The 12,705-nt window shown below is 60.1% G+C and carries 11 protein-coding genes; 7 read left to right on the top strand and 4 right to left on the bottom strand.

Annotated elements, in window-relative coordinates; all coding sequences use genetic code 11:
- The 5 genes from copC (at nt 1) to GNF76_RS28180 (ending at nt 4,001) form a co-directional block, all read left to right on the top strand.
- Nucleotides 1–366: a copper homeostasis periplasmic binding protein CopC gene (copC, locus tag GNF76_RS28200; RefSeq protein ID WP_155586332.1), complete on the top strand. Its 366-nt coding sequence runs from the start codon at nt 1–3 to the stop codon at nt 364–366.
- A 3-nt stretch (nt 367–369) separates the two neighbouring features.
- Complete coding sequence (gene copD, locus GNF76_RS28195) at nt 370–1,227, top strand: copper homeostasis membrane protein CopD (RefSeq protein WP_155586331.1); 858 nt, start codon at nt 370–372, stop codon at nt 1,225–1,227.
- A 146-nt stretch (nt 1,228–1,373) separates the two neighbouring features.
- Nucleotides 1,374–2,198, top strand: coding sequence for an NAD-dependent epimerase/dehydratase family protein (locus tag GNF76_RS28190; protein WP_155586330.1), 825 nt, complete (start codon nt 1,374–1,376; stop codon nt 2,196–2,198).
- Nucleotides 2,199–2,228: 30 nt separating this feature from the next.
- On the top strand, nt 2,229–3,104 hold the full coding sequence (locus GNF76_RS28185; RefSeq protein ID WP_155586329.1) for an SMP-30/gluconolactonase/LRE family protein: 876 nt from the start codon (nt 2,229–2,231) through the stop codon (nt 3,102–3,104).
- Nucleotides 3,105–3,131: 27 nt separating this feature from the next.
- Nucleotides 3,132–4,001 (top strand): aldose 1-epimerase, encoded by an 870-nt coding sequence (locus tag GNF76_RS28180; protein ID WP_155586328.1) that lies wholly within the window; start codon nt 3,132–3,134, stop codon nt 3,999–4,001.
- A 118-nt stretch (nt 4,002–4,119) separates the two neighbouring features.
- Here GNF76_RS28180 and GNF76_RS28175 read toward each other — a convergent pair whose 3' ends face one another.
- Complete coding sequence (locus GNF76_RS28175; RefSeq protein ID WP_155586327.1) at nt 4,120–5,265, bottom strand: HlyD family secretion protein; 1,146 nt, start codon at nt 5,263–5,265, stop codon at nt 4,120–4,122.
- Nucleotides 5,262–6,923, bottom strand: coding sequence for an MFS transporter (locus GNF76_RS28170; protein ID WP_155586326.1), 1,662 nt, complete (start codon nt 6,921–6,923; stop codon nt 5,262–5,264). The genes GNF76_RS28175 and GNF76_RS28170 overlap by 4 nt, the downstream gene beginning before the upstream one ends.
- A 288-nt stretch (nt 6,924–7,211) precedes the next feature.
- Between GNF76_RS28170 and GNF76_RS28165 the strand changes: the two genes are divergently transcribed.
- Both GNF76_RS28165 and GNF76_RS28160 read left to right on the top strand, forming a co-directional pair.
- Nucleotides 7,212–8,861, top strand: coding sequence for a cyclic peptide export ABC transporter (locus GNF76_RS28165; protein WP_155586325.1), 1,650 nt, complete (start codon nt 7,212–7,214; stop codon nt 8,859–8,861).
- Nucleotides 8,862–8,979: 118 nt separating this feature from the next.
- Nucleotides 8,980–11,457 carry a TonB-dependent siderophore receptor gene (locus GNF76_RS28160; RefSeq protein WP_246212025.1) on the top strand — a complete coding sequence of 826 codons (2,478 nt, stop codon included), beginning with the start codon at nt 8,980–8,982 and terminating at the stop codon, nt 11,455–11,457.
- A 135-nt stretch (nt 11,458–11,592) separates the two neighbouring features.
- Here the strand turns inward: GNF76_RS28160 and GNF76_RS28155 are convergent, their stop codons facing one another.
- On the bottom strand, nt 11,593–11,925 hold the full coding sequence (locus tag GNF76_RS28155; RefSeq protein ID WP_155586324.1) for a hypothetical protein: 333 nt from the start codon (nt 11,923–11,925) through the stop codon (nt 11,593–11,595).
- Nucleotides 11,922–12,705, bottom strand: a 784-nt coding sequence (locus GNF76_RS28150; protein WP_178123636.1) for an RHS repeat domain-containing protein, incomplete at its 5' end; no start/stop codon positions are given. The genes GNF76_RS28150 and GNF76_RS28155, both read right to left, overlap by 4 nt.

Here is a 12,705-nt window from a genome sequence, read left to right as displayed (position 1 = left end):
ATGTTGATCAAGAAAACCCTGACGACCCTTGCCCTGCTGGCCTCCCTGCTGGGCGCCTCCGCAGCCTTTGCCCACGCTCACCTGAAAAGCTCGACGCCGGCGGCTGACAGCACCGTTGCGGCACCCAGTGACCTGCGCCTGACGTTCACCGAAGGCGTCGAAGCCACCTTCACCAAAGTCTCCCTGAGCAAGGACGGCACCGAAGTAGCCGTCAAGGGCCTGGAAACCCCGGACACCGACAAAAAAGTCCTGGTAGTGACCCCGGCCGCGCCGCTGGCCGCCGGCACTTACAAAGTCGAGTGGCACGCCGTTTCGGTGGACACCCACAAGAGCGAAGGCAGCTACAGCTTCAAGGTCGGCCAATAAACCATGGCGGATCTGTTGGTCCTGTGCCGTTTCCTGCATTTCATCGTCGTGTTGCTGATGTTCGGGGCCTGTGTCTTCAGGCCCTGGCTGCTGGGCGCTGAACCGCAACCGTTGCTGGACCGACAGTTGCACGCCATCACCCGGGGACTGGCCTGGCTGGCACTTGGGTCCGGGGTGGCCTGGCTGCTGCTGATCACTGCCAGCATGGCGGGCGACTGGTCGGCGGCGCTGCAGTGGCCGACTGTGCAGTTGGTGCTGGGCAAGACCTTTTTCGGTCAGGTCTGGACCTGGCACCTGCTGCTGAACCTGTTGCTGGTGCTCGGCCTGATGACGCCCTGGACCGCCCTGCGCCTGCCATTGAGCGCGCTGCTGCTGGCGACCCTGGCACCGGTGGGGCATGGCGCCATGCTCGATGGCCTCAGCGGGCAACTGCTGATCCTCAATCAGGTGGTGCACCTGGTGTGTGTCGGCGCCTGGCTTGGCGGTTTGCTGTTGCTGGTGTTGATCCTGCGTCAACCTGGGCGCTTCACCCCGGCGCCCATCCTCAAGCGTTTCAGCGGTGTCGGCTACGGCCTGGTGACTGGCTTGCTGGTGACGGGTTTGATCAACGTTCGTGTGCTCACGGGGCAGCTCTGGCCGACCCCACTGTTCAGCGGCTTTGCCCTGATTCTGCTGATCAAGGTGATGCTGGTGGGCGCCATGCTGGCGTTGGCCTTGTTCAACCGACTGCGGATCGAGGACTGCGAGCAACGACTGGGCACCTTGAAAACCAGTGTGGTGCTGGAAGGGTTATTGGGTATTGCAGCAGTAGCGGCCGTTTCCCTGCTCGGCACCTTGCCCCCCATGGTCATGGCCGGCTAGAACTGACGTGGCACTCGCCAACGTCATGGCATAACCCTCGATCGTTCACCCCAATCTCGCGTTGACAAGCACAGGAGTCCCTAACGATACTCCCGCACAGTCGTACGACAACCTACAACGAGCCGAACAACAATAATGGGCCCTTCATGACTACCACTCCAACCGCCCCCGCTCCCTTCAACCGCCTACTGCTCACCGGTGCCGCTGGCGGCCTGGGCAAGGTCCTGCGTGAACGCCTGCGTCCTTATGCCAAGGTGCTGCGCCTGTCGGATATCGCCGACATGGCACCGGCGAAGGATCCCCACGAAGAAGTGCTGGCCTGTGATCTCTCAGACAAACAGGCCGTGCATCAATTGGTGGAAGGTGTCGACGCCATCCTGCATTTCGGCGGTGTCTCGGTTGAGCGGCCGTTTGAAGAAGTCCTTGGCGCCAATATCTGTGGCGTCTTCCATATCTATGAAGCAGCGCGGCGCCACGGCGTAAAGCGGGTGATCTTCGCCAGTTCCAACCATGTCATCGGCTTCCATAAACAGGACGAAACCCTCGACGCCCGCTCCCCGCGCCGCCCGGACAGCTACTACGGCCTGTCCAAGTCCTACGGCGAAGACATGGCCAGCTTCTATTTCGACCGTTATGGCATCGAGACCGTCAGCATCCGCATCGGCTCTTCGTTCCCCGAGCCACAAAACCGCCGGATGATGAGCACCTGGTTGAGCTTCGACGACCTCACGCAACTGCTGGAGCGCGCACTGTATACCCCGAACGTTGGCCACACAGTGGTCTACGGCATGTCCGACAACCTCAAGGTGTGGTGGGACAACCGCTTCGCCGCCCATCTGGGTTTTGCCCCCCGGGACAGCTCCGAGGTGTTTCGCAAACAGGTCGAGGCGCAACCGATGCCTGCCGCCGATGATCCGGCCCGGATCTACCAGGGTGGTGCCTTCTGTGCCGCCGGCCCGTTCGGCAACTGAACGCACATCAACCCAATGGAGTGAGTTGCCATGCCGGCTGAATTGATTGTCGATGCGCGCAACGCGGTGGGTGAATGCCCGGTCTGGGTCCCTGAAGAAAATGCCCTGTACTGGGTGGATATCCCCAATGGCAGCCTGCAACGCTGGGACGCCGCCAGGGGCTATGTGCACGCCTGGAAAGCCCCACAAATGCTCGCTTGCATCGCTCGCACCAACGCCGGCAATTGGGTGGCGGGCCTGCAAACCGGCTTTTTCCACCTGACGCCCCACAACGACGGCAGCCTCGATACCACGTCGCTGGCGACCGTCGAACATGCTCGCCCGGGCATGCGCCTGAACGATGGCCGTTGTGATCGGCAAGGACGATTCTGGGCCGGCAGCATGGTGCTGGACATGGGCGCCAATGCCGCAGCAGGCGCGCTTTATCGCTACGAAACCGGGAAGGCCGCCCACGCTCGACTGAACGGTCTCATCACCCCCAACGGCCTGGCGTTCAGCCCAGATGGGCGGACGATGTACCTCTCGGATTCACACCCACTGAGCCAGCAAATCTGGGCCTTCGACTACGACATCGACAGCGGCACGCCTTCCAACCGGCGGCTGTTCGTCGACATGCGCTCACTGCCGGGCCGCCCCGACGGTGCCGCTGTTGACGTCGAGGGTGGCTACTGGATCTGCGGCAATGACGCCGGGCTGATTCACCGCTTCACCCCCAACGGCCGCCTCGACCGCTCCCTCGCCGTACCGGTGAAAAAGCCGAGCATGTGTGCCTTCGGTGGCAGCCGTATGGACACGCTGTTTGTCACCTCGATCCGCGACGACCACAGCGAACAGTCCCTGGCCGGCGGTGTATTCGCCCTCAACCCCGGCGTACAGGGTTTGCCGGAGTCCCCCTTCATCCTCTAGCTACCCAGGTTGGTGTTATAAAAGCCCATGAATCCGACCATGATTGAACTCAAAGATGACCTTACCCGCCTGACCCTGGCGCCAGAGTTGGGCGGTTGCATCGTCAACTGGACCCTGCTCAGCAACGGCCAGCCGTTACTGCGGCACACTGATCAGCAATCGTTGGACACCGGCCTGCCGGGCAAACTGGCGTGTTTCCCACTGGCGCCCTGGTCGAACCGGATTGCCGAAGGGGGTTTTGATAACCCGGATGGTTGGCTGGCATTGGCACCCAATAGCACCACGGATCCCCTGCCGATTCATGGCAGCGCCTGGCAACAGGCGTGGCGCGTGGTCAGCCAGACGGAGGACGAGGTGGTGTTGCGACTGGACTGCAGCACGCCGTTCGCTTATCGCGCCGAGCAACGCTTTCAACTGAAAGACGGCAGGTTGAGCATCACGCTACGGGTCACCCACCTAGCGGAACAGGCGACCTGGCATGGGCTGGGGCTGCACCCGTTTTTGCCTCGTACTCAAGCCACTCAGTTGCAAGCCCGTGCGCGGCAGGTGTGGCTCAGCGATGCGGCTCACCTGCCCACCCAACTCCGCGCGCTGCCCGCCGAATGGAATTTCGGGCAGCCCAATACACTGCCTGAGGCCCTGGTGAACAATGGCTTTTGCGAATGGGACGGGCATTGCCTGATTCGCCAACCGGACCTTGGCTATGAGCTGCACTGCCAGGCCACAGGGAGTGACGTCTATCTGCTGTACTGTCCGCCGGGCATGGACTTTTTCTGCATTGAACCGGTGAGTCATCCGGTGAATGCTCATCACCTGCCGGGGCGGCCAGGGCTGAAGCTGTTGGAGCAAGGCCAGTCGACAGAACTGACCTTCACCCTGAAATGCCAACCTCTGTAACACCACAAGATCCTGTGGGAGCCGGGCTTGCCCGCGATAGCATCTCCTCAGTGTAACGGGTACACCGAGGCGTCTGCATCGCAGGCAAGCCAGCTCCCACATTTTGATCGGTGGTGTGTCAGGGCGGTGTATTTTTGAGGCGGCCCACCGTATCAATACTCACCACCACCGACAGTCCCGGTCGCAGCCGCTCAATCTCCTCCTGATCCGGGTCCACGGTAATCCGCACCGGCACCCGCTGGGCGATCTTGACGAAGTTGCCGGTGGCATTGTCCGCCTGCAACAAACTGAACTCGGAACCGGTAGCCGGGGAAATGCGCTGCACCGTGCCGTGAAACTTGCGGTGGTTCAGGGCATCCACGGTAAAGGTCACCGGCTGGCCGATCTGCACATTGGCCATCTGGGTTTCTTTCATGTTGGCAATCACCCACAGCTGGTTCGGCACCAACGCCATCAACTGAGCGCCGGAGTTGACGTAAGCCCCCAGGCGTACGCCAATCTGCCCCAACTGCCCGTCCCGCGGGGCAATAACCCGGGTGTTCGACAGGTCGATCCGCGCCAGCTCCACCGCCGCATCGGCATTGGCCACGGCCGCTTCGAGGGAGCCGCGATTGACGATCACGGTCTGCAAGTCCTGGCGGGCGATTTCCAGACTGGCCTGGGCCTGCGCCACGGCGGCGATGGTCTGCGCGTTAGCGGCGCGGGTCACGTCCAGGTCGCGCTTGGACACCGAGCCATCGCGGATCAATTCTTCATTGCGGCTCAAGTCGGCGGTGCTTTTGCGCGCCTGGGCCTGACTGTCGGCGAGCGCAGCCTGACGCAACTGGATCGTCGCCTCGGCGCTGTTGCGTTGCTGCACCACATTGGCCAGTGACGCCTTCTGCACGGCCAATTGCGCCAGTGCCTGGTCCAGGCGCTGCTTGTAGATACGGTCGTCCAGGCGTACCAGCAACTCCCCGGCCTTGACGTACTGGAAGTCCTGCACCGGCACTTCATACACATAACCGCTGAGCTGCGGGCCGATGATCGTCACCTGGCCGCGCACCAGGGCGTTTTCGGTGGTTTCCACATTGCTGCTGAACGGCGGCAATTGCCAGGCGTACAGCACGATCAGCACACCAATGATGGCAATCGCGGCAAAGCCCAGGGACGAGATGATCCGCACCCGCAAGGAACGTGGCTCGGTGGCCGGGATAGTCGGCGGCGCGGTGCCTTCCGGGGTCGAGGCGATAGCATTGGTGGTTGTAGTGGTTGGTTCGGTCATGAAGAAAGTGCACCGCTAGGTTGAACAGGAGGTGCTGCACTGGCGGCAGCTTTTTTGGTGGTGCTCATCAGCCAGAGGCTGCGGATGAAGATCCAGATCATGGTCAGCATGGCGATGATCGCGATCAGCATGAACACATCGTTATAAGCCATCACGTTGGCTTCCCGGGTGGCCGCCGTGGCCAGGCTGCGGATGCCCATCAGGTTGCGCAGCTCCGGATCGGCGATCACCGAACCGTAGGCCGAGCCACCGCTCTGCACCCGTGCCGCGACCCGTGGGTCCATCAAGGTCAGGTGTTCGACGATCATGCTGGAATGAAACTTCTCCCGCACAACCTGGAAGGTGCCGAGCAACGCCGCACCGATCAGGCCGCCGAGGCTCTGGCAAATCCCGAACAGCACCGAAAAACTCACCAGGTTCCTGGGGTTGGTCAGCACGTTGCGGGTGCCCAGGACCATGGTCGGGCCAAGAAAGAAGGTGCCACCGAAGCCCAGCAGAAACTGACTGATGTACATGTTCTGCGGGCGGGTCAGGTTGCTGGAGAAACTGTCGATCACCGAACCCACCGCCATCAGCGCCAGGGAAATGATCAATGGCATAAACAAATGCGCCGGGTTGATGGTCAGCGCACTGGTGGCCAGGCCGGCAATCGCCCCCAGGAACATCACCAGGTACAGGGTGCGCATTTGCTCGCTGCTCATGTTCAGCGCCTGGAGGAACCCCACCGCCCCGGTGGACTGCTCCGACAGCACCATGCGAATCAGGATCACCGCCAGGGCCAGGCGAATCATCGCCCCGCTGCCCAGCCAGCGGGTCATCAGCATCGGGTTGCTGCGGTTATGCTCGATGGCCAGCCCGGCCATGATCAACACCAGCGAACAGGCCGAGGCAACGCCGATCCACGGCGCCTCCAGCCACCAGTCGATCTTGCCCAGGGACAGCACCGCGCACAGCAGGGCCACACCACCGGCAAGCAAGGCGAAGGTCAGGAAGTCGAGCTTTTCAAAGGTCTTGAAGCGGTCACCCGGCGGCAGCTTGAGCAGGAACACACAGCCCAGGCAGGTCAGCGCCATGCCCAGTTCGAACAGGTACAAACCACGCCATTCGGCGATTTGCAGCAAATCCTCGGAAAACATCCGCGCCATCGGCAACGCCAACTGCGACGTGCCCAACCCCAACACCAACGCTTTCAACCGCCACTTCGCCGGAAAAGCCTGAACCATGTAATACAGGCCCAGAGAACTGAGAGCTGCCCCCACCATACCGTGGGCGGCCCGCACGGCAATCGCCGAGCTGAGGTCGTTGACGAATAAATGGCCAAAGGTCACCAGGGCATAAAGCATCAGGAACACTTCGGTAAACGCCCGCAGCCCGAACTGCTGGCGAAACTTCACCAGCAGCAGGTTCATCGAGACGTTGGTCATGACATAAGCGGCGGGCAGCCAGGCCATTTCCGCCGTGGTAGCGCCCAAAGCACCTTGCAGGTAAGGCAAGTTGGCAACCACCAAGGCGTTACCGAGGCCGCCGGTGATTGCCACTAATATCCCGACCAGCGCATAGGCCCAACGTTTACGAGTGGAATGCAGCGGTGTCGACGGCGAACCGGGCAGGCTCGGCCGCTCATGGGGTTGCCAGGCGTGGGGGGTGTATTTGTCCATTCAGTGACCTTGATGACCGGCTGGACCGCGTATCAGGGAGACGGCGTCCGGGCCGGTAAAACCGTTACTCACAGAGTAGTAAACCTGAGCAGAGTTCATCTTGTCACGGCGGATCTCGGATCCGGCCCCCTCCCCGCTAAATAACTCCTCCCGCCACTCGTTCTTTGGTTAACCGCCTCGATACCCATCGAAGCCTGCACTGTGCGCCCGGCCCACCGTCTATCGCTGACACACGCCGCGCCCTGCATTGCCTTGTGCTCACCCCCCAGCCTGAAACGGGAGACTTGAATGTCCAGCAAACCTCGCGGCGCCGTCAGCGAACTCTTCGGCCTGCTCAAACCCTTTTGGCCGCTGGTGACGCTGTCGATTGCCCTCGGCATGGTCGGCGGCCTCAGCGTCACCGCGCTGCTGGCGACCATCAACAACGCCCTGCACTCCGACAGCGGCCTGACCCAGGCCGTGGTGTTGCTGTTCGCCGGCCTGTGCCTGCTGGCCCTGGCCAGTTCGATCTGCTCCGATATCGGCACCAACTACGTCGGCCAACACATCATCGCCAAGCTGCGCCGGGAACTGGGAGAGAAGGTACTGGCCGCGCCCATCGACCAGATCGAACGCTACCGCAGCCACCGGCTGATCCCGGTGCTGACCCACGACGTCGACACCATCAGCGATTTCGCCTTTGCCTTCGCCCCCCTGGCTATTTCGTTGACCGTGACCCTCGGTTGCCTGGGCTACCTGGCGATGCTGTCGTGGCCGATGTTCCTGATGATGCTGGTGGCGATCGTGATCGGTACCGCCGTGCAGTTCATCGCCCGCTCCCGGGGTATGCAGGGCTTCGAGTCGGCCCGCGAGGCCGAAGATGAGTTGCAGAAAAACTACAGCGCCATCGCCGAAGGTGCCAAGGAACTGCGCATCCACCGCCCGCGCCGCCAACGCATGTTCGTCAACGGCATCCAGAACACCGCCAACCGCATCTGCGCGACCCAGATTCGCTCGATCAACACCTTCGTCATCGCCAAGGCCTTTGGCTCGATGCTGTTTTTCGTGGTGATCGGCCTGGCCCTGGCCATGCAATCGTTCTGGCCCAGCGGTGATAAAACCGTGATGAGCGGCTTCGTGCTGGTACTGCTGTATATGAAAGGCCCGCTGGAACACTTGATCAGTACCCTGCCGATCGTCAGCAAGGCACAGATTGCCTTTCGACGCATTGCCGAGCTGTCAAAACAGTTTTCCTCCCCCGAGCCGCACCTGCTACTGAGTGACTCGGGCGCTGCCGCCCCGGCGGTGCATAGCCTGGAACTGACCGACGTCAGCTACACCTTCCCCCGCGTCGAAGGCTTCGAGCCATTCCACCTGGGCCCGGTCAACCTGCGGATCGAGCAAGGCGACATCACCTTCATCGTCGGCGAAAACGGCTGCGGCAAGACCACCCTGATCAAACTGCTGCTGGGCCTGTACGCTCCGCAAAAAGGCAGCATCGAGCTCAACGGCCAGGCCATCGTGGCGGCAAACCGCGACGACTATCGCCAACTGTTCACCACGATTTTTGCCGACTACTACCTGTTCGACGACGTGATCCAGGGCGACAAGCCGATCCCGGCCGACGCTGACCGCTACCTCAAGCGCCTGGAGATCGGCCACAAAGTCACCATCACCGATGGCGTGTTCAGCACCACCGACCTGTCCACCGGACAGCGCAAGCGCCTGGCCCTGGTCAACGCCTGGCTGGAAGAGCGCCCAGTGCTGGTGTTCGACGAATGGGCAGCCGACCAGGACCCGACCTTCCGACGCATTTTCTATACCGAGCTGCTGCCCGACCTCAAGCGCCTGGGCAAGACCATCATCGTGATTTCCCACGACGACCGTTACTTCGATGTGGCCGACCAGATCGTGCGCATGGAAGCCGGGCGCGTCGCCACCGAACTGCAAACCGCGTGACAGCGCTGACCTGAAAACCGGAGGTGAAAGTTTTCTTTCCGGTTTTCGGGGGGACCAACGTCTTATTGGTACTTAATACGAATCACTATCATTAAATAACGCCACTTAAGAGCCCATGATGTCAGCCATTCACACCTTCTCACCGCTCACCAAAGCCCTCAAGATGCGCCGCGTGTTCCAGCCGCGTCTGCTGAGCGCCACCCTGGTCCTGGCCCTGCCCTTCGCCGCACAGGTGCAAGCGCAAACCTTCAACTTCAACATCCCGGCCCAGCCCTTGGCTAACGCCCTGCAGACCTTCGGCCAACAAGCCAACCTGCAAGTGCTGTACAGCCCGGATGATGTGCAACGCCTGCGCAGCCGCGCAGTGAGCGGTGCGTTGACGCCCCAGGCCGGTATCGAACAACTGCTGACCGGCAGCAAACTGGCCTACAGCCTGGAAGGTAATACCCTGACGTTGAGCAGCCGTGGTGCGACTGGCGCGCTGGAACTGGGTGCCACGCGGATTTCCGGCGAAGGCCTGGGCTCGGTCAGCGAAAACACCGGTTCCTACACCACCGGCTCCACCAGCACCGCGACGAAAATGAACCTGAGCCTGCGGGAAACCCCGCAGTCCATCAGCGTCATGACTCGCCAGCGCATCGACGACCAGAGCCTGACCACCGTCAATGATGTGTTGGCACAGACGCCTGGGCTTAACGTGCAGAGTTTGGGTAGTGACCGGTTTTATGTGTTCTCCCGTGGTTATGAGATTGATAACTACCAATACGATGGCATGCCGACCACCCTCTTTTCCTTCACCCAATCGCTGCCCCAGGACCTGATGGACCTGGCGGTCTACGACCATATTGAAGTACTGCGTGGTGCTTCCGGCCTGCTGACTGGTGCGGGCGACCCGTCCGGTACCATCAACTTTATTCGCAAGCGCCCGACTGAGACCTTCCAGGGCCACGTCAGCGCGGGAGCGGGCTCCTGGGACAAGTACCGCACTGAAGCGGATGTCTCCGGCCCACTGATAGACAGCGGCAAGATCCGTGGCCGTGCGGTGGCCGCCTACCAGCAAGGCAATAGCTACCTGGATGCGCTGAAACAGGAAAAAACCTCGCTGTACGGCGTCGTGGAAGCCGACCTGAGCGACGACACCCTGCTGACCTTTGGCGTCGACTACTTGCACAACGACCCCAAGGGTTATTCCACCACCGGCATCCCGCTGTTCTACAGCAACGGCAAGCAGACCAACCTGTCACGCTCCTTCAACGCCGCCAGCGGTGACAGCACCAACCGCCAGGACTCGACCACCACCTTCGCCAGCATCGAGCAAAAACTCGCGTATGACTGGAGTCTGAAAGTCTCGGCCAGCTACCTGTACAACACCCGCGACTATGATTCGCGGATGCTCAGCACGTCCCGTTTCGCCAATGAACAGACCGGTGCCGGCACGCGCACCGCCATGACGAAGGGTGACGCCACGCAGAAGCAGAAAGGCTTCGACGTACAGCTCAAGGGCCCCTTCCAACTGGGAGGGCGTGAGCACGAGTTGATGATGGGCTTCAACTATCAGGACTACGAAAACCACCGCCAAGGCGCCAACCCGCTCAGCGGCGACCGTTCGCCACTCAATCTCTATACCTGGGACAACCACACGGTCGAACCGGTCTACGGTGCCCGGGGCTCGTATGACGACGACCGCCTGAAGTTCCGTCAGAACGGTACCTACGCCGCCGTACGCCTCAAGCCGATAGATGACTTGGCCGTGATCCTCGGCGCACGCGTCAGCAACTACAAATACGACTCAAGCCTGGACTTCAAAACCCCGGCTAATGCCCCTTACAGCACCGCCGACACCACCAAGATTTCCGGAAAAGTCACGCCTTACGCCGGGATCGTCTACGACCTCAATGAAAACCACTCGGTCTATGCCAGCTACACCAGCATCTTCAAGCCACAGACTGTACGCGACCGCAACGGCCAGACCTTGTCCCCACGTGATGGCGACAACTACGAGCTGGGCCTCAAGAGCGAGTACTTCAACGGCCGCCTGAACAGCGCCATCGCCATTTACGAAAGCAAACAGGACAACCTGGCGGTCCAGGACGTGGGCCAAAACGTGCTCGGCACCGACAACCCGGCCTACAAGGCGGTTACGGGCGCAAAAACCCGCGGCGTCGATCTGGAGCTGAGCGGCGAAATCATGCCGGACTGGAACATGAACGCCAGCTACAACCACAGCGTGACCAAGGATGCGGACAACGAACGAATCAACACCATCATCCCGTCCGACATGTTCAAGCTGTGGACCACCTACAAACTGTCCGGAGACCTAGAGCGCCTGACCATCGGTGGCGGTGCCAACTGGCAGAGCGGTATCCACTTCAGCGCAGCCCCGAGCCTGATTGGCAAAACCGTCAAGGCCAAGGAAGACGACTACACCGTGTTCAACCTGATGGCTCGCTACCAATTGACCAAACAGTGGTCGGGTACCGTCAACGTCAACAACGTGTTTGACAAGAAGTACATCAGCTCCCTGGATAGCAACTTCTACAGCATGTATTACGGTGATCCACGTAACGTGATGTTTAGTACTCGTTACGATTTCTGATAGCGACGGTACAAAAAAACGGCGAATTCGATCTTTCGGATTCGCCGTTTTTTGTTGTGAATACGTGAGTTGGAGTCAGACCACAATAAATAGGCAATGAGTAAAAATTGTGGTCTGACTTCGTTTATCAAAGCTCTATCGAGCGGTTGAAAGAGGCACTGGTTGTTGAGGCCCTTTGTAAATCGCGCTTTGTGCAAGTAAAAGTATATCTTTAAGCTTTTCAATCGAATTTGCGGTCAAGGCCAGAATCGGGAAATCCCATTCATAGTCTTTTATTACTTTTATCTGAAAACTCCCTTTGGGGTCGAAGGAAGGATACCAACCTACATCAAGTAGATGGCCTTCCGGATATTCAACTTGAAGCATGTCCTCCTTCAGAGAGTTGGTCTGACCGTCAAGCGCAGAATCCAGCAGCAATGAAAGGTCATCATGGGTGACTTTACCCTGTAGAAAATCTAACGAGATCATTTGGTCAGTCTCCTGAACTCTTGCTCTGATATCGGATGACCATGGATGGTTTTTGCACTTAGTTCTATGCGTATCCAGCGGCTAGACTTTCCCTCGCTGGCGCCAATACTCTCAGGGTACTCCATCACCTTCCAAGGTTTTCCATTAGTGACAACTGCTCCGTTTTTGTAGGCGTCTCTTTCCAGTTTCTCAATGTCCAGACCCGGTTTGTATTTTGCAGGACCAGATTTTGTCGTAATGATAATCTCATTCCAAGGCATCTTTTTCGAGGGGTTGTGCTTGTAGCCATGGGCCGTCCATTTGACGTTATCAGACGTTGGAGCTTTTGGTTGTCCCTCGTCAACCGTGGTCGTTGTAAGAGGGTTTTCAGCCCCTGCGGCCGGCTTACACCCATCCTTACCCGGACACGTATTCAACCCCAACGGATCCACCCACCCCGTCGGGTTGGGCACGTACTGGTATCCGTTCAGCCCACCCGCCAGTTTCACCGGGTCGGGGGTCAGGTAGCGGCCGTTGTCCGGATTGTAGTAGCGATGGCGGTTGTAGTGCAGTCCGCTTTCCGGGTCGAAGTATTGACCCTGGAAACGCAGCGGGTTGCTGACGGTGTTGACGTCGAGCCGGGCGATTTGGCCGTAGGCGCGGTAGTGCGCGGACCAGACGATTTCGCCATCAGGGTTCGTCAGTTCCTGGGGCGTGCCGAGGTGGTCGAGTTGGTAGTGGAACGGTTTTACGTTGTCCGGACCAAAGCCTTCCAACAGCGCTAACGGTCTAAAACTATCG

The organism is Pseudomonas spelaei, assembly GCF_009724245.1.
In the GTDB taxonomy this organism is placed as follows: Bacteria; Pseudomonadota; Gammaproteobacteria; order Pseudomonadales; family Pseudomonadaceae; genus Aquipseudomonas; species Aquipseudomonas spelaei.
The sequence above is the reverse complement of the archived record's forward strand: the minus strand, read 5'-3'. Positions and strand labels throughout refer to the sequence as shown.